Consider the following 22,385-nt stretch of genomic DNA (forward strand, 5'->3'; position numbering starts at 1 on the left):
CTACTCTCACCCGACGTGAGAACGTGAAATTGAACTGCCCAATGTGGGAGCCGAGCCTGCTGAGAGAAGCTAGCCCTAATGCGAAGATCAGGATGGCGGTCAGGAGGATGCGACGGGGTGGAAAACGGTCAGAATACCGATGGCGGGTGAAACCCGCCTCACCGTGAGCGACGACGGCTACACCATCGACTACACCGCTTTGAGTCCCCGTCTAGCGGGCGCCAAAGCCTTTATAGAGACACTCACCCGTAGCTACGGCGAAGGGGCAGCCCTGCGTCAATCCGGGTACAACGGGGCGACTTCCATCGTGGTAGTTGTCGCCCCGGCCGTTTCCAGTTCGCGTAGGTCACGCGCGTGAGTTTCGTGGCCTAGAAGGACGATCAGCAGAATTGACACCACGCAGGGAGCAGCCACCACTCCGGCTGCCACACCCAGAGGCGGAACCAGAGCCAATGCGCCTAGCCCCTGGGCGAGAAGGCCTCCACCTTTGCTGAAACCAGCGACCCAACCGGTGGCACGGCCTCGCACCCGGAGAGGATAGCTTTCTGCCGAGTAGGGTAAAAGCATTGAAATGATTCCACTGGTGCCAACGATCAGCAGGGACACCGGGATGACCGGGCTGGAAAAAATGCGCAGCCCACCGACATCACGCAGAACAATTGTTATCAATCCTAATGTGGTGACTCCGACGGCAAGAATCAGCGTACGCTTGGTGCTCCAGATGCTATAGAGCCATGCCGTCAGAACAATTGTGGGCGTAGCGATAAGCGTAGAGCGCGCAATAAGCCTGCTGGCTGCGCCCATGCTGCGCCCCTCATGCATCAGGCTGCCGGGCAGCCACAGCAGTACGCCAAAATTGACAAAGCCCACGCATAGAGCGGTGAGCGTAAGCGCACAGGTAAGGCCTAACAGATTGGAGACTTTAAGCGGAGAGACAGTTGGAAGATTCTGTGGTGCAGCCTGCTTGTCTTTCCTTGTGCTAAGGGAGATTCCAAACCGCGCGAGCGTCTCTCGTGCTTCCTGCAGACGTCCCATGCTTTGCAGAAAACGGGCCGACTCCTGCAACATCGGGCTCACAACAATAAGGATGAGGGCGATCGGGAGGTTGATGAGCCACATGATGCGCCAGCCAAAGTATGGTTGCAGCAACGCAGACAGTGCGCTGGTAGCAAAATAGCCTCCGATGGATCCGATGCCACCAACCAGCACCAGACACCAGCCGCGGTGCCGGGTGGGCATGATTTCGGCCAGCAAGGCATACGTGACCGGAAGCATGCCGCCGGCGCCAACGCCCATCAGGAAGCACATGAAAATGTTCCAGTTGAATGATGGCATGGCCCCGCATATGGAGGTTCCCATAAAGATGACAGCTGCGAGGAGAATAGTGGCCCTTCGCCCGTAAAAATCCGCCAGGGCGCCCCAGGTGAAGGATCCAACAGTTGTGCCGAGCAGTCCGGAGAACGGCAGCAAGGCCACACCAGCGAACGTAAGGCCATACTCAGCGCGCATTCCGGGGACGACGAAACCAAGCGTCGCAGCCTTCATCACATCGATGATCAGTGCAGCCGCGAGCACAATGATCTGTACCCAGTGTGCGCGCGTCAGAGGCGCATCTTCAGGTGGCGCGATCTCCTCATAGACGCGGTTTGTTGTGCTGCGGCGGGGTATAAGTCCGTATGCTGTAGCACCAAACCCAGCAACGATGAGTCCCATACCAATAACCATGCCCATGTCCATTGGCATACCTGCCAATTTGTAATGCGTACTGCGGCCCATCAAAAACATGGGAATGTGCAGCAGGACGCCTATCGTCACCGCTACACAACCACCCCAAAACGCAAACGCATGACCCCAACTGGAAAATAGAGACGCCTTACGCGCCATGATCTTGCCTCCTGGCAGTCCAATTCACTTGCATCCTGTCACCTATCGACCGCAACATTGGAAATGTGGCAATGTCGGGAACTCGAATAGACGAAGGGTATTTTTTCTTCTCCTAGTGCAATGGAGTGTGAGTGCTTCTCTGGGGACAGCGCGCAGGTGCAACGCGGGCTGGCTCAATCCACGGCCATGCAAGCATGACTAAGAGCATGCGGAATGCGCAACCGTCGAGAGGTTGATCACATAGTCCATCCTTCGGTTGATTGCCGAGACAGTCGCGCCTGAATGTTGCGAAAAAAATAGGTTCATCGGCAAATAGCGTTATCAAGTCGCGACGGCTAGAAGGGAATGGTCGCGCTGAGGTAGGCTGACCGTCCGCGTCCCATCACGGGCTTTATCTGGCTCATTGACATACTCGCCAGAAAATCATCGAGGTTCACACCGCCTAATGGCAATGCATAATTTTTGTTGAATAGATTATCGACAGCCGCGCTCAGCTGCAGATGCGATGCATGATAGGCCGTCTGCAAATGTAAAAGAGCGTAGCCTGGTGTCTTCTGCTCAAAACGATGCGGATCGACATCGGACTTGCGGTCCACAGCTTCGACGCCAAAGCCTGCCGACCACCCCTTGAACTCCTCGTCCAGGTTCATACGCAAATGTAATGGCATCATCTGGTAAAGGCTTGTTCTGCTATCAAGCCTTTCACCGTGCAACCATCCAGCAACGCCGCTGAGCCTGCTTTTCCCAAACCCAGGGTTGATCCAGACGACATCGCCAGACATATTGCCACTGTAGATTCTGGCCTTATGATTGGCGAAACGCAGTTGGGCAAAAGTACTCATGCCGTTTGCGATAGTGGCCAACGGATCTACGTCAACATAATCCTGTATATGCGTCTCGCTGGCCGTGGTCTTGATTTCCCATACTTTGCGAGCATGGTCATGCAAAGTGGCTGTGCCGCTGACAGTCTGGGCAATCTCTGGCTTCAGATTAACGTTGCCCACATAGTAGTTACCGTCGCCGAACCAGCCGATCATACTGCTGATCATTTGACTGGTTGACCATGCATAGCGCTCGTAAAGGTTTGGTGCTCGAGTCTTGCGCGCATAGCCAGCTTCAAAGGCAGTGGAAGCGTTGGGCTCGTACCGCACCAGCGCAGTTACATCGGAGTCTACATCTGTGTGGGCGCGGCTTGATGCGTTAAAAGCCGCTGCATCGGCAGCATACATGGCCGAATAGCCATGCACCGGTCCAGTGTTGCTCCAGACGGTATCATTGCGCGCGCCTATGAGTGTGGTCCATTGTGCATTCCATGTACTGGCCAATTCCACAAATGTCCCCAGGCGAGCGCGGTGTCCATTGTTAATGCTTTCAAAGCTGCTTGGCCCCATCATTGGTGCACCCCCAGCAACCGGAGGCCAGGTATCGTTGAGAACAAAATGATGGAACTCATTCCCTATGCGCAGCGTGTTCTGTGTCGAGAACGGAACCTCATATTTTGCTGAGTAACCAATGTCCGTGCCATGGTCGTTCATCGGCATCCACATGGACATGGGAAATGTGATTTTGTCTCTGCCGATATTCATTGAGTGTGAAGTGCTTTGCCAGGAAGCATGCGTGTCCAATCCGCCATGATCGAACCTTCTGAGGTAATGCAGGTTCAGCGATGCTGCGTAATTGCGCACCATGTCCATGCGCGCGTTGACAAAGCCCTGGTAAGGGATGTGGTGCAGGCCAGCCCGGAGGACGACGAGGTTTCTGGCATTTCGTGCAGCCAGCGTTAGCGCCTGGTCGGTGCTCTGGGCATACGTTGATGTAATTTTGCGGCCGCTGCCGTCAGTGTAATCATCGCTGGTAACCCAGGAGCCGGTGTAACCGATGCCCAGATTATGGCCAGCAATCCACTCAGAAAGAGAGCCGCCATAATTCTGCCCGTTGCTCCAGTAGAAGCCTGAGGATGTGCCTTCTTCATGAAGCCGCTCAGCGGGACCAGCAAAGTCAGGCGAGCGCGATTCGATGGAGATGGTTCCGCCAAGGCTGTCGCCCCCCACGCTGACCGGCGTAATGCCTGCCATTACGGTGATCTGGGCCGCATTGGACGGAGAGATGTAGGACAGGGGCGGGTTCATATGGTTAGGGCAGGCATTGGAAACCGTCATGCCATTTACGAGCAGCTTAGTGCGCTCATCACCAAGACCATTAAGCATTGGACTTGAAGCAAGCTGACCGTTGCTCCGCAGACTGATGCCAGGCATACTGGCCAGCAATTCTGCGGAGTTGCGGCTTTCATCACGATCATTCTGATTCACCTGGTGCAAGGTCGCTGTAACAGGATTCGCAGTTGGCGAAATTACCATGACGCTGGTGCTAATGGATGCGAGCTTGAGGGCTATCTCAACCGTCATTTGTTCGTCAACGGCAACAGCAACATCGTGGACAGATGCAAGACCAAAGCCTTTTGCTTTGACAATAACCTGATAGTGACCCACAGGGACGGCTGTGAAGTTAAAGTACCCTTGCCGATTAGTTAACAATGATTCTTTGAACCTTGAGGCAGTGTTCCTTATTGTCACCTTTGCCCCTGAAACAATCGCCCCAGAAGGATCTTTCAATATCCCAGATATACGGCCCCGTGCAGAAGTGACGCTCGAGTCATTTTCTATCTGCATGGACGTCGCTTTGATAGGGCGGTCGACTCCCATGCTGGATCTTTGCTGAGCACAGATTGAGTCTGCCCGGCAGCACAGGCAGACAGCTGGCAAAATCACTAGCAGCAGCTTAGTTTTCACGGTTATCCTCATGCGTGATTCTGAATTCGCCATCTTCATGTAATCAGAAGGAGAAAACCTCGACTTCTGCTATTGAGTAGAGCGTGAGTTTGCCGGACCAGCTTTGCGCAAGCAAGCAGCCGAGGATGGATAAATGTTTAAATCTCCGATCGCGGGTGTGGCCCATCAATGCGGAGCAGTGAATCACTGCTCCGTCATCGGCGCTGACGTCGAGGGTTGATAGTTGAACTGATAGGGCTGGATGCGGTCTCCTGATTCAAACCGATTATTCCAGTCCAACTGGTACCTAACTGAAGCTGGACCGTCAGGATAGTGCTCCATGATCCGGTCATAGGGATATGTGCTTTCCCTGTGGAACGGCAGCTCGGTTACCGTAAACGGAAGCGCCTCATAGAAATCCATGTCCTTGACGAAACCGTTCGCATAGAAGAAGTAATCGCGCTTCCAGTGAGGCGGCAGCGGAGGCAGGCTTCTGGAGTTGAATTCTGCGTCAATCTCTTCGCCACTGCCAAAGATCACGTATCGGTCGTCGGCCTTACCCAGCAGAGGCGTCACATTTCCATAGTGGGTATAGCTGCCGCGCTGCCAGGCGAACGGCCCAGTCCGGCTGATGCGATCGTATCGATAGGTCAGATCGCCGGGCGTCTTGCCTTCTACCTGTTGCGGATAACCTCGGAAGTAGAGGTGCGCATCAGAAAGCGGCATCTCGGTCTGGCGGATTTCATGACTCCGATCCGGCCCGTTATCCACAAGTATTTGGTCCCAGTAGAGTTGCAGGTTTGTAGTCATACGAATACGCCGCACACCCGCTGGCAGTTTTCCCGTCAGGTCTACAACAATGGTGCGTGGCAGCCCGGCGGGGAAGCCCATGTCATTCGTGATACGCTTCCAACTGCCGTCCGGCATCTGCGCTTCAAGATACGGAGGCATCGGCTTGAGGCCCGCCTGCCACGCAGCGTACATCGAGCTGGCGCTAAAGTATTCCACGTATCCGTGCAGGAAGAGACGCAGAGGATTCTGTGGTGTCCATGGACCGAGATCGAGAGTAAGAGTGTGCTGATTGGCAAAGCCGGCGAAGCTGAGGTTTGTGAAATCGCGCAGATAATCGTGGTCGCGATAACGCAGTGCAGCGAGCGCCTCATGACCGTGATCATCCCACGCCCCGGCTGGCAGATGAGCTGATGCTGAGATCACCGCCTTGCCTGAAGCAAAAGGCGGCTCGCTCAGAAACTTCTCGTCGGGATAGACATCTGTACCCGCAGGATGATCGACAGCTATCAGGCGCATCTGGTCAACAAAGTTGATCTCCTCCATTGGTTCGCCAAAGCGCACACTGAGGAATCCATTCTGCGATTTCAGCCGTGAGCCGTCGATCTTGATCCACTCATCCGCATCTGCATGATTTGTTTGGTGGGGAGCCACCCAGTGCCCTACAACAGCTGCACCGATCACATCCGTAACAAAGCGGTACTGCTTGCCGTCCCAGGCAAACAATATCGGGCAGGAACTGCCGCGCCGATCCAGCTCCGTAAAGGCAAACGAGCTTGCCCCCGTGGCAACGTTCAGCTCATCCTGGGGAACTCCAGTAGGCCAAAGCATACGCACAACATCGGCATGCGGTTCACCGCCAAGTCCCACCACGATTTCTGTCGGCCCTTGGCTGAGGTAGCCGGCGCCTCCAGCGATCTCGAACTTCTGCCAGAGGCCGCCCGCAAACACTTCAACTTTGGTGCCAATGGCGCTCTTGTTGTCAGCCAGCCCAGTGAGATCCAGACGCAGGGAGTGGTTCTTGTTCCCCCCAACATTGCGCAGGACAAGCGCAGGCGCTCCGAGCTGCGTAACAATCAGATCGGTTGCTCCATCGTTATCTACATCTGCTGCGATGAGTGCTCGAGGATTCTTCAGCTGTATTTTGTCGAGGCCGAGTGCGTGACTCACATCCTGAAAGCCCTGCGCTCCCATGTTTCTGAGGACACGCAGTGCGGGCCCCTGTGCAGTCTGCACCAATGCCGCAAGATCGAGCCAGCCATCGTTGTCGAAGTCAATCGTTGTCACTCCCCAGGCTCGTGTTGCATCTTTGAGTGGCAGGGGTACGCGCTCAAACTGTTTCCCATCGACATTGCGCCACAGGCTTAGCCCGGGTGCGCCGTCATGCGTAACTGCAATGTCCATCCAACCATCTTTATTGAAATCAAAAGCGTCAACTCCGATTGACGACGCAAGTCCTTGCTGGATATAAAGCGGCTGAGCCTTGAAGTCCCCCTCGCGCGGATTGGCATAATAGGTCGGAGCGCCCGTCGATCCGGTCACTACTAGATCCACTGCGCGGTCGTTGTTGATGTCGGAGAGCACAGCAGAGACCGTCTTGCCTCTTCCGCCTAATCCAGTCGGAGCTGTCCAGTTTGTGAACGTGGAATTTCCGTTGTTCCGCCACAGCTCATTGGGCGCTCCTCCATTTATGCCTGCTCCAGTTACGAATAGGTCGAGGTCTCCATCGTGGTCAAAGTCGATAAATGTAAGTCCCGAAGGCTGGTTGCTTACCTCGATGCCTGCGGCTTTCGTCCCATTCTCAAATTTTCCATTACCCATATTGTGAAAGAGCAGCACGCGATCGCTCAGTGCAATCGCCAGGTCAGCTCGCCCATCGTTGTCATAGTCGCCCGCCGCGCAGGAGATTCCCTCACCCGTGGCCATCAGCCCGGTCTGCGCCGCGGGCACCACTGCAAAATTACCGTCTCCGTTATTGCGATAAACGTTGATCGCATCTCCGCCCCGGCCAAGGACCACCAGGTCCTTATGATTAGGGCCAAACAGATCGACCATGCACGCTCCTCCCTGCGGCCCTGCAGTCGCACTCGCCCCCACGGTTGCGTCTCCGATCGGACTCGCGGCGAAGTGGACTGGCAGCATAGCGGTAACTGAAGGCTCACTCGTCATGATGTCCTGAGTTTTCGCGTAGCGTCCCTGTTCGCCATAGACTGTGGTCAAGGGCGCTGCAATCTTCGTCCGGGTCAGGTGCGCGAAGCGCTTCAGATACTCGCGAGCCTCCTCGTTTTTGCCCTGCAGTTGCAGGGCACGCGCGAGCCCGAAGGTCGCCGAGGCGTGCAAGGGATTCACACGCAGCGCCGCCTGAAATTCGCTGACTGCTTTATCTGCGTTTCTTAGCTCCAGGTAGGACGCGCCGAGATAATAGTGCGCGTCCGCGTCCGAGGGGTCCATTTGAACTACCTTCTCAAGATCGTCTGCGGCCACGCGCGGCTGCCCTTGACTGCGATGCACCAGTGCCAGGCTGTACCATACCCACGCATCTTTGGGGTCGAGCCGTGCTGCCTGCTCAAGCGCTGTTGCAGCATCTGCATACTTCTGCAGGTAGAGCAGGGCGATTCCCTTGTTGAGTATCGGCAGCAGCAGAGCAGGGTTTGCCTTATGCGCCTCCTCGAACTGCTGCAACGCTTTCTCAGTCAGTTGTTGATTCATCAGCGCAACGCCTATGTTATTGAGCCTGGCTGCCTGCACTTGAGACGTCTGTGCAAGAGCATTTGCGCCTAGAGCCACCATCGTCATCAGGCAGAGAATGCGTCCCGCAACTCCGCGCAAACCATTTCGCCGGCTTTCAGTGGAAGACGATCGTGAGAGCCGGAGAGCAGCGTTGCGAATTTCATGATCGGGACAAGACAATTGCGCGGTCACAACTTTATTTTGCACAGCAAGACCTCATTGAGAGTGGCCTGTTTGACCCAGCCCTGCTCAAGGGCAGTCAGCCTCATGTCGGGCGATTGAGTGCTCCTGGGGACTGGATCAAACTGTACGGGACAACCTTACTGCATTCGTTCAATTGCCGTACATCTTGGTTTTATATAGCGGGTACACTGCACGCTCTTTATTGCGCAAGCGCTTTCTTCTGCGCGATTCCCCAGCGGTAGACGAATTCCACATAGCCGAACTGCCCGTTGCGATCCGTCGGATAAATAGCGCCAATGGTGCTCTTCCCACTCGCGTGCGCATAGTAAAAGTTGACGGCCAGTTGCGATGTGGTTTGCCAGTCAGCGCTGATGTCTGCGACAGTCGCCAGGGAAGAGTGCCCATTCGCAGGACGTCCTACAAACCCAAAGACTTTATTGTCGAATGCGCCGCCGCCCTGATACCAGAAGTCCTGCGCCGAAGTGAGTTGGAGCCAGTGCAGATCGCTGCGAAGTGCTAGCTTCTTCACTGGAGTGTCCATCACTTGCACGAAACTATCTGTGCTGTTCATCAGGTTGTAGAAAGGGAATCGAGCATACAACCGCGGCGTGGGAAGAAGCTGAAAGAATGTGTTGTGGTGATTATCCGTGGGATTGTTATCGCCCGTGGACCGGAACCAGCCGCCGCGCAGCCACGGCGAAGTCGCGACACTTGTCAGTTTGAGGCCACCCTCAAGAGCGGTGGCTCCAGCGCTGTCGCTCTGGGTTCCCCAGTTGCCGTTCTGTAGAACACCCCAGAAGAGAAAATCGATATCTTCATGGCCTGCCGGGATATCAGCAATCAGGTTGCCCCCATACGTGCCTAGTCGAATATTCTTGTGATCTGCCTGTCGCACGGGCAGAGGACGGTTGTCCGTTTTCGTAACGCCGGTGCGACCGTCATGATAACCAATCCCAAATGCTCGTACCAGCAGGTGTCCATTCACAGCGGGCCGCGTCACGGCCAGATATTGCGCATCCACATTCAGTTCCGGATTGCCGTTCATGTTAAAGACGCCCTGATCGGCACGCGCTGCGAAGGCCGTGACGTCCCACGCTCCAATGCCATAATGCGCATCTATGCCGTCGAAACTGCGCTGTGCATTGGTGAAGCCGAAATTGCTGATCAGCCGATTGCTTGAGCGATTCGCCTGCACCCATGCAATCACTGGATTCTTGGGCTGCGTCTCCTGGCCATCAAAAAATTCAAAGCGGCCCAGACGAAGATTCCTGTCCGCATGATCGAAGTGGTATCGCAGGAACCCCTGCTTGAGAAAGGCCGCCGCCGGATCTGTATTGTTGTCGCTCGATGCGAAGTAGGTTCCACCCAGTCCCAGCTGCCCCTGCGCTGGGAGCGGAGAAACTGCATTATCCGGCAAGCCGAGCACTGCAGGCTGAGACAGTTCCAGTTGCCAGTCCCAGTGGCGAACCTGCTGAGCAACCCCCAACCGCAGCAGCGACTCAACGTAGCCATAGGTCTCGGATTCAGGAGGAGCGGCAAACCACTGCCAGGCATTGATGCGAGCTCGCTCATAGACGGAAATGCTAACGGGAGAGTTCTGTCCATACGCATGTACGGCGGGCACAGCCATGGCGATAAATGAGGCCACCAGAAGGGCTAATTTATTTGTTTTCATTCGTGACCGCTAGAGTGCTGTAGTGACGAAGAGAAGTCAATCGTTCCGAAGTTCGGAATGGAGATCAACCTTTCGGTTGGTTTCAGTCGCAACCCTTCGCGATATGCTGGCTCAATCCAGGAATGAGCTTGCTATATCCTGAATCACATTGAGCAGTTGTGAGGTATTGATGCTGCACGAATACGTCGAGCGAGTGGTTAATCTCATTGAGCCGGAAGCGAACCATCTCTATCAGATGTCCGTGCAGCAGGCTCTGGATATCCTGCTGCAGGGCGATACAGAAGAGGTTTCGCGGATCGCAGGCTCCTTCGCAATAGTGGCTCAACGCGGAAAGACTGTGCTACTGGCGCGCTCCATGGACCGCCCTATGCGATATTTTCTTGCCAAGCGCCAGGCCGGCCCTGTGCTGGTCGTCGCTACGCGCATCGATACCATCCATGACTGGCTCAGGGCTGAAGGACTGGACGCACAGTTCCATCCCAGTTACACACGCATGGTTCCGGCTCATCACGTAGTTGAGCTACAGCTCATCGGTTGCCCTGACCCCGATCCTGTTTACAGAAGGTTCTTCACTCCATCCCAGGGGAGTCTGCCTGCCGATACAGAAATGCTTGGCCGCGCCTATATTAGCGCGCTCGCTGACGAGATTGCGCAATGGCTCAGGAGCATACCGCCATCAGAGCCTGCCGGGGTATGTTTCTCCGGGGGCATCGACAGCGGCAGTGTTTTCCTTACGACCTATCATGTCATGCGCACATTGGGCATGAGTCCCGCACGGCTTAAGGCGTTTGTGCTCGACATAGGCAACGGTTCTGATGTGAAGCAGGCTCACAATTTCCTTTCAGCTTTAGGGCTCGAGCTGTTTCTGGAAACAGTGGAGGTAGAGCCGGCATCTCTCAGGGTGGAAGAGACCATTCGCATCATTGAGGACTACAAAGCGCTTGATGTGCAGTCTGCGACCATGGCTACTGCACTCTGCAGGGGCATTCGAGCACGCTATCCGGACTGGCGTTATCTGATTGATGGCGACGGCGGCGATGAAAATCTGAAAGATTACCCGATTGAAGAGAATCCTGAGTTGACGATTCGCAGCGTGGTTAACAACCCCATGCTTTACCAGGAGGGTTGGGGTGTAGGCAAGATCAAGCATTCTCTGACCTACAGTGGCGGGCTCAGCCGCTCCTACACGCGCACCTATGCTCCCGCGCATCACTTCGGTTTCCGCGGATTCAGCCCCTTTACCCGCCCAGGCGTGATTGCCGTGGCTGAAGGCATTCCCTTCATCGATCTCACCAACTACGATGTGCCTCGTCTTTACGAGCTAAAGGGTGAGATCGTTTCGAACGGTGTCAGGGCGGTCACGGGACTTGAGATGCCGGTCTTTCCCAAGCGGCGCTTTCAACACGGCGCAGCTTCAGAGGCCACGTTTCAAGCGAAGCTTCCTTACAAGGAAGCCGACTATCGCCAGCAATTTCTTTCACTGTACCCATGACTGATCTCCTGTTGCACATCTATCCGGAGCAGGGACTGGCCCGCGACAGATGGATCGTTTCCCGGCGTCCGGCGCGGGAGCAACTCAATCCTGGGCTGCCGTACGCATGCTTTGTGGAGGACGAAGCAACGGCTGTGGGCACGATCGAGCCAACGGCGACCATCTTTCTTACCAATCGAGAGTGTCCCTTCCGCTGCGTCATGTGTGATCTGTGGCGCTATACGCTCACTCAGTCTGTGCCTCCCGGCGCGATACCTGCGCAGATCGATCACGCCCTTGCCACCCTGGCGCCAGCCACGCAGGTCAAGCTCTACAACAGTGGAAACTTCTTTGATCCGGGAGCCATTCCTCCCGTGGACTATCCGGCAATCGCCGAACGGCTCACACGCTTTGAACGCGTTATCGTCGAGAACCACCCGCTGCTCACGGGTGAAAGCTGCCTGCGCTTTCGCGATCTCCTCTCCGGACGACTTGAGATAGCCATGGGCCTTGAGACGGCCCACCCTGAAACCCTTGCACGCCTCAATAAGCGAATGACTCCCACCCAGTTCGCAACTGCGGCTCATTTTCTGCGCAAGCATGAGATAGACCTGCGCGTATTCATCCTGGTGCAGCCGCCGTTCATGCCGCCGCAGGAATCTCTTCATTGGGCGCAGGCATCTCTCGATCTCGCATTCGATCTTGGCGCAACCGCTGCAAGCCTGATTCCGACCCGCGGCGGCAACGGAGCGATGGAAACTCTCGCCGCGGACGGAAGCTTCGTGCCGCCCTCGCTTGTCACGGTGGAGGCGGCGATGGAGTACGGTCTTCGCCTGGGTAGAGGCCGCGTCTTTGTAGATACATGGGATCTGCACACAACATGCGCCGCGTGCAACGCGAATCGCGTTGCACGGCTGCGACAGATGAATCTGCAGCAGACCATCCTTTCCCGTGTAGGGTGTGCTCAGTGCGGAGCGGCGAGTTGAGCAGGCGATATGACATCGCTATCGCGGGCTCAGGGTTTGGCGGATCCCTCACGGCAATGATCCTGCGCCGCATGGGGCTGTCGGTCGTGCTTCTCGAGCGCAACAGGCATCCCCGCTTCGCCATCGGCGAGTCATCCACACCATTGACGAACCTGATCCTGGAACGCCTGTGCAGGCAGTATGACTTGGAGCGGCTGACTCCGCTCTGCAAGTGGGGCAGCTGGCAAGCGACTTATCCGCATTTGGCTTGCGGACTTAAGCGCGGCTTCAGCTTCTTTCATCATTCGCTGGGCGGCCCGGCGCATGATCCCGCAGATCGCGAGAGGCATCTTCTCGTCGCTGCCAGTCCTCATGACCGGATTGGCGATACTCACTGGTATCGCGGGTCATTCGATCATTTCCTTGCGCAGGAAGCAGTGTCTTTCGGCGCGGACTTGTACGAAGACTTTGCCTTGAGCACGCTGCAATTGACAGACAGCGGGGTAGCGATCGGGGGCAGCTGCAACGGCGAGCAGCGCAAAGTCGAAGCTGGCTTCATCATCGATGCGACAGGGCCCCGCGGCTTTCTGCATCAGGCACTCCAGCTTGAAGAAATGGCGCCGGTAGGAATGCCTTCTACGCAGGCGCTCTACTCACACTTTCGCGGCGTGGAGCGTCGGCCGCTCGCCGATGATGCGGTGCCCTATCCGGTAGAGGATGCCGCGGTCCATCATGTCTTTGAAGGTGGCTGGATCTGGGTTCTTCACTTCAACAACGGCATCACCAGCGCGGGTGTCGCCGCCAGCGCTGCGGTGGCTGAGCGGCTCAAACTCACTGACGGCGAAGCAGCATGGATGCGCATGCTGAATGAACTGCCTGGCGTGAGGGCGCAGTTCACAGGCGCATCGCCTGTCGAGCGCTTCGTCCACATGCCGCGAGTGGGCTTTCGCAGCAGCAGGATGGTCGGCAGCCGTTGGGCCATGCTGCCTTCAGCAGCTGGCTTTGTCGATCCGCTTCTGTCCACTGGCTTTCCCCTCACCCTGCTGGGCATCGAGCGGCTTACCGGGATCATCCGCCAGGACTGGGGAACGTCGCACTTTGACGAAGCGCTGCACAACTATGCGGCTGAGACGGGCGAGGAGTTTACTGCTGCATCCCAGCTCATCGGCGCACTTTATCGCAGCATGGGAAACTTCCGTCTTTTTGCAGCCATTTCCTTCCTCTATTTTGCGGCGGTCAGCTATGCGGAGACAGCCTGCAGAATGCAAAATCCATCGCTCGCATCGTCGTTTCTTCTGCATACAGACACAGACTTTGCCACCGCCTGCAAGCGATTGTTCGAAGAGTTGCACCATGCCGTAAACCCGGCTGATGAAGAGCGTCTGATCGGCGAAGCCATGAAGTTAATCGAGCCTATCAATCTTGGTGGCTTTGGCAACTCCCAACGACAGAACTGGTATCCGGTGGACGCTGAAGACTTACTGCAGAACGCACATAAGCTTCATGCCTCCCAGCCCGAGGTGGCAGCTATGCTTGAACGCTCAGGCTTTTGGGAGACATAGCTGCCTCCTACCTGTTCTGCGTGTCAGCTGCCCCGTGGCTATTGGATGCCTTTCCGCTGAGGTCAATCGGCTCACTTGCAACAATGCCTTTTCCTTCCACGATCGTAAGGCTCTGATTAGGTTTGATATCTGCGATCTGTTCACGATGGCCACGCGGCCACGCAATACTCAGCTTCAGCAATCTGCTGGAATCGGGTTTCCCCAGGCCAAAGGTCAAGGGAAGCTCACTTTGAGATAGGTATCCTGAGCCACCTTTGACCATTCGCTGTAGACGAAGGCTCCGCCCATCGACAAGGATTGCTACCGCACCGATGGCATCGCGGTTCGATCGTGTGCCTACCAGTCGCACGCGAAGCATATCGTTTTGGTTTCCGCCCATATTGCGCAGCAGGCGTGCAGGCCCATTGCCGGCAGTGATCACAAGATCAAGGTCGCCATCATTATCGAAGTCGCCATACGCGGCGCCACGGCCCACGATCGGCTGCTGCAGCGCCGGCCCGGTTCGATTCGAGACATTTTCAAAGGAGCCGTGTCCTTCGTTGCGAAACAGAAGTGTCGGCTCCTTGTAGCTAATCGAGGGCTGGGTCACGCTTACATCATCAGCCACATGCCCGTTGACCGCGAGCACATCCATCAGTCCGTCGAGATTGTAGTCGAAGAAGAATGTGCTGAAGGTAAGCACCTTGTTGGTCCAGCGATCGATTCCAGTTGTGGAGGATTGCTCACTGTAGATTCCGGCGCCGTCCGTGCTATAGAGTGCCAGCCCCTCATTGCTGAAGTTGCCGATTACCGCGCCAGGCTGTCCAGAGTTCTGATAATCTCCCACGTCTACGCCCATGCCCGCGCGGGTAGCACCGGCCTCGCTGTAGGCCACACCTGCTTGCACTCCCACGTCAGTAAACGTCCCGTTATGGTTGTTGCGATAGAGCTTGTTCGGCTCCGTATCGTTCGTCACCAGCAGATCAAGCCAGCCATCGTTGTCGTAGTCGAGAAGGGCAACCCCCATCGACTTGCTGGTCGGGTCGTAGAGCCCCGCTTTCTGTGTCACATCTTCAAAGGTGCCGTCGCCGCGGTTATGATACAGGTGATTACTCTCTCCCTTGTAAACCTGCGGCGTGCAATAGGACTTGTTCTTGCCGTCCAGGGAACAGGTCTGGTCGGTTTCAGCCGACCATGTCACGTAGTGCTCGACAAAGAGATCGAGCTTCCCATCATTGTCGTAATCGACCCACACGGCACTGCTCGAAAAACCCGACCCTCCCACTCCGGCTTTCTTGGTTACATCTGCGAACCGCCCGTTACCGAGATTGTGAAACAGGTGATTGGAGCCAACTGCAGTGATGTAAATATCTTCCCTGCCATCGTTATCGTAGTCACCGGCTGCGCAACCCATGCCATAGAATGAGCTCGCCAGCCCGGCTTCGCGCGTGCGGTCCGTGAAGGTGCCGTCGCCATTGTTGTGATAGAGCGCCGGGTAAGAGGCAGCGGAGCCGTGTCCCGGCCAGTCGGCTGAATTAACGAACAGGATGTCTTGTCGGCCGTCATTGTCGTAGTCGAGAACACAGACGCCGCTGCCCATCGTCTCCGGAAGATACTTCTTTCCAAAGGCACCATTATTGTGTTTGAAGTGAATGCCTGCTTCGCGTGTGACATCGACGAATTGGACAGGCCCCAAGGGCCGGTCTGCTGCGGCAGATATCGCCGCCTGCGTAGCAGGCGAAGCCGCAGTTGAGCCTGTGTGCTTGGCTGCTGTCTGGCTTCTCTCCACCGGCTTCCGACCGTCGGTCTGCCTGCAGCCCGAGACGAAGGAAAGCGCTACAGTCAGTGCGCAGGTTGTGAATAGCGACAGTCTCATCCGGATCGTTTCCGCCTAAGTAAGATCATGCTGCCATTGCATAGGCGCGCCGTTGGCGCGATGCGAGGTATGTCTCAAGCAGCAACGCCAATGGCCCAACCAGAAACAGTGCATAGAACGGGGCATAGACCGCCTGGTGCAGGCGCAGCACCATCTCCACCCCAGCTACAGCGAAGACGACCACGCACTGGGCCCACTTCGCCTTAACAGTCGTCTTTGGATCAGTGATCATAAAGAAAACAAACAGCTGATACATCGGTCCCGTAATGGGAGCAATTTCAGATTGCCATGGACTCCCCGTCATCCAGCTGCGCAGAAAAGCAAATCCCATAAATGAGACGACATATGTCGCGCAGATATGAAATCGGTGTAGGCGCCAGATGATCGCCGAACCGAGAGCCCAGATCACGATCATGGGCCACAAGAAATTACCCCATTGAATGCTGAGCCCCGCAACCGTGGCAGAGGCGAGCACCAGCATGGCCGAGATCCCGAAGTTCGACGGATTCCAGATGTGCCTTCCATTCACGCGAAAAAGATACTTCGACGTAATCGAGATGAGCGCGCACAGCGCATAGGGCCAGAAGGCCGGCGAGCGGATCAGTATGCCAACACTGATGCCGCTGATATAGGCGCTCGCCAGGTGAGGCCATCGGCCGTAGAAGATCTTCGAGAGCACGAGCTCGGCCACTATTGATGTCACGATAGCCAGCAGCGTTCTGGCAAAACTTTCGAGGATGCCGTAAGAAAGCTGGCCTGCCAGCAGGATCGCAGTGATCAGGATTGGAGATAAGTAGCGATTTTCAGGACTGAGAAAGCGCTTCCATCCCGCACTGGAGTTTCCCTGTCCCACGCCTTCCGCTGAGAGTGTTTGGCTCACTTCGCCTCCAGGATATGGTAGAGCTTGTCCGGAGCCAGGTCGTGCACCACCTGCTTTGTACCAGATGGCCACCGGATAACCGCCTTGTCGATCTGTGCATCTGGCCCGAGCCCGAAATGCAGACGGCGATCATTCTGCGCTGCAAAGCCACTACCTCCGGACACCTGCTGTATCTGCTGTTTGCCGTTCCAGTAGACCGTGACTTCAGCGCCGATCGCGCTGCGGTTGCTGCGCGTTCCCTCCAGCGCAAACTCGATCCACCGATTGCCGGGCTTCACATGATTCTTATACACAAGCAGCGGCCCACGTTGGTTAGCTACCACCACATCGAGTACACCACGATTCCACAAATCGGCCATCGCCACAGAGCGGCCATCATGCGTATCGGCCACTCCGACTGCTCGGGCCACATCTTCAAACTTGCCCTCTCCGTCATTCAACCAGACCTTCTTCTGCTGGTAGCCGGAGAGACTGCGGCCCTTCATCGCGGGCCAATTCTTAGCATCGTCGATAATCGTACTGTTACCGCCCGCAATCTTTGTAAAGTCATACCAGTAGCTCTTGCTTCGATCCAGCGAAACGTAGCCGTTCACCAGGTAGAGGTCCAGATTGCCGTCATTATTCAGATCTCCAAACTGCGCACCGAAGCTCCAGCCTCCAAGCTCCACACCCATATCCCGCGCCATATTCGTGTAGCGCAACGAGCCTTTAGGTGCGCTCTCGTCCGGTACCCACAGGTTGTTGCCTTGGATCAGCACACCTTCTTCGGAGATATTCGACACATAGATCGAATATTTCCCCTGGTCAAAAATATCGCCGAACGCGGCATTCATTCCGCTCTTGGGTGCTGCCCCCACGCCCGTTTGCTGGCCTGCTTCGTGAAAGCGTCCACCGTCGTTCAGGAAGAGTTCCGAAACGCCGTAATCATTGGCGATGAAGAGATCCTGGCGTCCCGTCCCGCGCAGGTCAGCGGCCGCCGCTGCGAGCGCCCAGCGACGGCTGGTGATGCCGACCTTCTGGCTGACCTCCTCAAACTTTCCATTGCCAAGATTGTGGAACAGATACTTGCGGCCGCCGTTCTTTGCGTACTCAAAGCTTTCCGGCATCATGCGTGTATTGTCGAGCTTCCACAGATTCACGTTCTCGGGGTAGTACCCACCCACAAACAAGTCCAGCTTGCCGTCGCCGTCATAGTCAAACCAGACCGCTGTATTTGCATTGATCCACGGCGGCAGTCCTGCCTCATCACCTACCTGGGTAAAGCCGTGCCCGTGATCGTTGTGGAACAACTCCGGTTTGCCCCACTTGATCAGGAACATATCTTCGTAGCCGTCGTTGTCGTAATCGCCCCACACCGCGCCCATCGAGACTCCCGTCCCTGCGCGATTTACATCGGCGACTCCCATCTTCTCTGCCACATCCTGAAAGGTCCCATCGTGCATGTTGCGATAGAGATGGTTCCTGCTGCCGATAGCGCTGTTCGTCACATAGAGATCGGGCCATCCGTCACGATCAAAGTCCACAATTGATACGGACGCCCCCATCGAGGCGACCTCCGGCATGATGGCATCGAGCCGGGGGTCCAGCGTCGGCGCCTCATGGATAAAATTGATGCCTGCCTGCTTCGAGACTTCGTCGAAATAAAAGCCATATCGCGCGAGCGCCGTAGCGCTGCTGATCGCACCCTGTGCTGCAGCATGCCGGGTGTCGCGCCGCTGCAGCACGAAGGGAACAAACAGCAGTGCTACAAAGAATAGCGCCAGGATGAATTTTGCGCTGCGTCGTGGTTTCATTGGGCTGCGTTGCTCCTCAGCGCATCATCGAACGGAGCCGGGGTGATATAGCGCGTCTGATACTGCTGCCAGTCCTCGGGATGATGCCGGTAGACCCACTCCTTTTCGAGCGTGCCAGTCGGATCGCCGTAGAGTGTTTGTGCATGGTAGGGAAGCGGCCGCACCGTCCGCGAACCAAGTGAGTTGTAGTCGCCGTCCTTGATCCAGCCGTCGCCCATGATCACATAGTCCCGCACCCATCCGGCCTGCGGCGGCGCCAACGCAGGAAACCGCAATCTCATCTCGTCGCCTGCATTCATGATGACGTAGCGGTCGTCGATCTGCTTCAGCAGCGGTCGCACATCGCCATAGCGCGTGTAATAGCCCTCGAGATCGCGCCAGACCTGGGTGGTGGATGCCAGCTGGTTGTAATCGGGCAGCTCCGGTGACGACGCATTCGCCTGCCGCACAACTGAATAGCCTCGATAATCCAGCTCGGCCAGCGAGGGCTGCAACTTCGTCATCTTCAGTTGTGTCTCGGGCAGTCCCTTTGCCCAGTGGATCGCGTCCCAGTAGATCTCAAGGTTGGTGCGCAGGCGAAGCTTCCTCTCTGTCCCGGGGCGAAACAGTCCTTCTAGATTGAAGAGGCAGGTCTTATTGCGGCCGGCTGGAAAGCCAAGGTTCGAGCGCGCAACCATCCATCCGCCGTGCCCATCCGGCACATCGAGGCTGAGCTGCTCAGCTTTCTGCGCGTGCCCCTGCCGGAGTGCCACATTCACCGTCGAATCCGTTGGATGGAGCCAGCCATCCGCGACTAACCAGAGCGGACCGGTAGCTGGCGCGTCTCTGCCGAGATCGATCTCGACAAAGTGGTCGCGCGTAAGCCCCTGATACTGCCCACGTCCAAAAGTGTCCAGGTACCTTCGATCCTGCGTCCTTACTATCTCAGTCACGTCGCGCCCTGTATCGTCTACTGCACGGGCAATCGGCTGCAGCGGTCCTGTCGCCGTCACCTGCAGCTTGACTGCCGGCACCGCAAACCGTTCATCGGTAAACACCTCGGTCCCGGCTGGATGATCGACAACCATCAGCTTCAGAAAGTCGTAGTAGTATGTCTCCCATAGCTCGCCGGTGATCCGCAGGTCGTAGTAGCCGTTCCGCGGAACAATCTGGTTCCCGGCGATCTTGTACCACTCCTCGGTTGCGGCAATCCTCGGCGATCCGATCGAGTCGATTTGCAGCCCGATCGCTGAACCCCACGGAACGGTATCCTTCACAAACGCCATCTCCTTGCCGTTCCAGGCAAAGAGGAATGGGCAGGAGCCCTTCAGCCTCTGTTCGGTCAAGACCTCCTGGTTGGCCTTGAGAGCGAACTCCGCACGCTCTGTTCCATTGGGCCAGAGGATCCTCACCACATCAACGCCATCCTGATCCCCGAGACCGAAGTGCAGCTGCGGCCCGTCGATGGCCTGCCGCTGCGTCAGCAACCCGGAGCGGATTTCCATTTCACCGCCGATTCCGAAGGAGTTGATTCGCTGATCGCCAGTGGCCTGTCGCGCCCGCGGACGAATGACCTGCCACCTGTACGCCTTGGTTCCGGCGTTTATCGAGGCCTTTGCTGCACCGCTGGGAGAAAGCCCCAGCAGATCGAGCCTGCCGTCGGAATTGAGATCGGCGATAGCGAAGATGCGGTCAGGCCCCACAATCTGAGTCGCGGACGTGAACTGCCCTTGTCCTCTGCCCAGCCAGAGCAGGGCGCCGGATTTGGCATCTGTCTCTGCACCGTTATGGGTAAGCACCAGGTCGACCGCGCCATTGTTGTCCATGTCTGCGCTGTGCAAGCGCACATCGCCCTGTAGCCAGGATGTTGCATCGGGAACCCTCGCCAGTTCAGTGATCGTCCATTGAGAGGGTCCATCTGTTCTCGCAATACCGACTATGCTGCCTGTAGCTTCAACAGCAATCAGCGAGAGCGTGCCCCCTCCGTCCACATCGGCACTGCAGATGGCCTTCACCTGCTCCACCCCTGCCGGCAGCGGCATCTCGTGGAATACTCCGCCACGATCGTTGTGCAGAATATGCAGCGCACCCGCACTGTCCATCAGAACTGCGTCTGGATTTCCGTCGCCGTCCAGATCGATCCACGCGAAGTCGCGCACCCCTGAGATACCGTGAAACGGGTGGATCGACGCGAAGGTTCCATCCCCGTTATTTCTAAGCACCAGAGGCTCTCCGCTCGATGAACCGAGCAAGACGTCCATATCGCCATCAGCCTCCACATCAAGCGCCCACGCGCCTGTATACGGGGCATTCAATACAGCCGCAGGCAAACCCGTCTTGGTGGAGACATCGGTGAATTGCCGCGGGCTGTCCTGCCGCAGAAAGCGCACGCCTCCATCGCCGGCAAGCACCAGGTCCATTTTGAAGTCGTAGTTGAAGTCCACTGACAGCACAGAGTCTTCCCCGGGAGCAACATGTCTGCTGCCGCCGGGAAAAGGAATTGATGCACCGCTCGCCAGCCTGACCGTCTGGCCGTTCGCGGCCGCTACCACCGGCGCACCTTCGCCGTTGAGCGACAGAGCCCCGATCCAGCTCCATGCCCCGGAAGAATCCACTGCAGCAGGAGCGATGTGAAAGCTTATCCCGGTATCGGGAGCCGCAGGCGTAAAAGCAGGAGTGGCAAGCCGAAGAAAGTGTGTGAAAGGAGCGGCTTCATCTCCCGCTGCGGGCTGCAGGCTGGCCACACTCCGCCGAAACTCTGGCACACGCATCAGCGTGTTACGTAGAAACGCGGTGCGCACGGCGGCAGCCCGTAGATCGGAGCCTGCCGCCGCTGCTTCGAGCTCTGTCATCTGCTGCTGCACAGGCGCGGGCCAGGAGGCTGCCCCGGCGCGCAGCTGTGCCACCATGTTTTTCAAAGTAGCGGCATCCCCCTGCTTGGCAGCAGCGCGAGCTAACTCCACCATTGCGGCCTGGTTCTCGGGCTGCGCTTTCAGGATTCCCTCCAGCAGCCGTTCAAATTCGGCCTCAGCTTCTGCGCCTCCCTGCCTTTCGGCCTCCTGCGCAAGCAGGTAGGTTGCAATCGTGTTGCGGGGGTTTGCCGCCACCGCACGGCGAAGTAGATCGATCGCCGCCTGCGAATTTCCTCTCTTGCTCTCAAGCAGCCCCTGCAGGTAGAGGATGTGGTCATTCTGCGGCGCCAGCTTCTGCGCCTTTGCCAGCCGTTCCGCAGAGAGTTCGAAGTTTCCCTGCCGCAACGCCAGCACGCCCCAGTTGGCCCAGGCCGCAGGCTCGCCCGGCGCAAGCTCCGTGGAGGACTTCAGTGCAGAGTCGGCCCGCACGTCATCGCCCACCTGCAGCGCTGCCAGCCCTACATAGAAATTCTTCACCTCTTCGCGGTAGGGCTGCGATGCCGTGTTCGGCAGCTCATGCGAGCGGCAGCCGCCCAGCGCCGCTGCGATACAGGCAAGAGCGAGCAGCCAAAGATTAGGCGACCGGCTGGCTATTGTCCTGCGAGAAGGCGGCGGGTTCAAAGAAAGGTGAAGGGATGTCACTCTAACAGGCCTTTATAAACTCAAGCGGAATCGATCCTGACAGCATCCCGCTTGTTCATTAGCAGGCAAGGTACAAATAAATACTGTCTGCGCTCAAATCATCATGACTCTGGCAATCCGGTCCAGAGTTGAATACAGGAAACGCAGAAATCCTATCCACGTCACACGACAAACACATGCGAGGCTACCGGAGCTGAGTGCGGCATGTCATCAACCTTTCGGTTGAGGGCTCAACGGCCATGTTGAACTTAAATAGGTAGATCGCCTGCTGCGTCATGACTCGAGAGGAAGCTCGTA

General features: G+C 56.9%; 11 protein-coding genes. 3 read left to right on the forward strand and 8 right to left on the reverse strand.

The features are described from left to right. Positions 1-276: 276 nt before the first annotated feature. The 4 genes from C7378_RS11845 to C7378_RS11860 form a co-directional block, all read right to left on the reverse strand. Positions 277-1,884 (reverse strand): MFS transporter, encoded by a 1,608-nt coding sequence (locus C7378_RS11845; protein WP_131996728.1) that lies wholly within the window; start codon positions 1,882-1,884, stop codon positions 277-279. 335 nt (positions 1,885-2,219) lie between these two features. Further along, entirely contained in the window at positions 2,220-4,712 is a 2,493-nt protein-coding gene (locus C7378_RS11850; RefSeq protein WP_131996731.1) for a TonB-dependent receptor domain-containing protein, read from the reverse strand. A gap of 144 nt (positions 4,713-4,856) precedes the next feature. Beyond that, entirely contained in the window at positions 4,857-8,270 is a 3,414-nt protein-coding gene (locus tag C7378_RS11855) for a CRTAC1 family protein (RefSeq protein ID WP_243648215.1), read from the reverse strand. Between the two features lie 283 nt (positions 8,271-8,553). After that, positions 8,554-10,029: an alginate export family protein gene (locus C7378_RS11860; protein WP_243648216.1), complete on the reverse strand. Its 1,476-nt coding sequence runs from the start codon at positions 10,027-10,029 to the stop codon at positions 8,554-8,556. 169 nt (positions 10,030-10,198) lie between these two features. Here C7378_RS11860 and C7378_RS11865 point away from each other — a divergent pair, with 169 nt between their 5' ends. The 3 genes from C7378_RS11865 to C7378_RS11875 are packed head-to-tail and all read left to right on the forward strand — an operon-like array spanning position 10,199 to position 14,027. Then, entirely contained in the window at positions 10,199-11,521 is a 1,323-nt protein-coding gene (locus C7378_RS11865) for an asparagine synthase-related protein (RefSeq protein ID WP_131996734.1), read from the forward strand. Continuing rightward, entirely contained in the window at positions 11,518-12,486 is a 969-nt protein-coding gene (locus C7378_RS11870) for an archaeosine biosynthesis radical SAM protein RaSEA (protein ID WP_131996737.1), read from the forward strand. The genes C7378_RS11865 and C7378_RS11870 overlap by 4 nt, the downstream gene beginning before the upstream one ends. Continuing rightward, on the forward strand, positions 12,483-14,027 hold the full coding sequence (locus C7378_RS11875) for an NAD(P)/FAD-dependent oxidoreductase (RefSeq protein WP_165876779.1): 1,545 nt from the start codon (positions 12,483-12,485) through the stop codon (positions 14,025-14,027). The genes C7378_RS11870 and C7378_RS11875 overlap by 4 nt, the downstream gene beginning before the upstream one ends. A 7-nt stretch (positions 14,028-14,034) precedes the next feature. Here C7378_RS11875 and C7378_RS11880 read toward each other — a convergent pair whose 3' ends face one another. From C7378_RS11880 to C7378_RS11895, 4 genes are read right to left on the reverse strand one after another with little or no spacing between them, the layout of a single operon-like run. Then, positions 14,035-15,882 carry a CRTAC1 family protein gene (locus tag C7378_RS11880; RefSeq protein ID WP_131996743.1) on the reverse strand — a complete coding sequence of 616 codons (1,848 nt, stop codon included), beginning with the start codon at positions 15,880-15,882 and terminating at the stop codon, positions 14,035-14,037. Between the two features lie 25 nt (positions 15,883-15,907). Then, positions 15,908-16,762, reverse strand: a complete 855-nt coding sequence (locus C7378_RS11885) for a hypothetical protein (protein ID WP_131996746.1) — start codon at positions 16,760-16,762, stop codon at positions 15,908-15,910. Further along, entirely contained in the window at positions 16,759-18,555 is a 1,797-nt protein-coding gene (locus C7378_RS11890) for a CRTAC1 family protein (RefSeq protein ID WP_131996749.1), read from the reverse strand. The genes C7378_RS11885 and C7378_RS11890 overlap by 4 nt, the downstream gene beginning before the upstream one ends. After that, the gene (locus C7378_RS11895; RefSeq protein ID WP_131996752.1) at positions 18,552-22,088 is read right to left on the reverse strand and encodes a CRTAC1 family protein; all 3,537 of its coding nucleotides are present in this window, start codon (positions 22,086-22,088) and stop codon (positions 18,552-18,554) included. The genes C7378_RS11890 and C7378_RS11895 overlap by 4 nt, the downstream gene beginning before the upstream one ends. Positions 22,089-22,385 lie beyond the last annotated feature (297 nt).

Origin of the sequence: Acidipila rosea, assembly GCF_004339725.1 — a bacterium.
Classification (GTDB): Bacteria; Acidobacteriota; Terriglobia; order Terriglobales; family Acidobacteriaceae; genus Acidipila; species Acidipila rosea.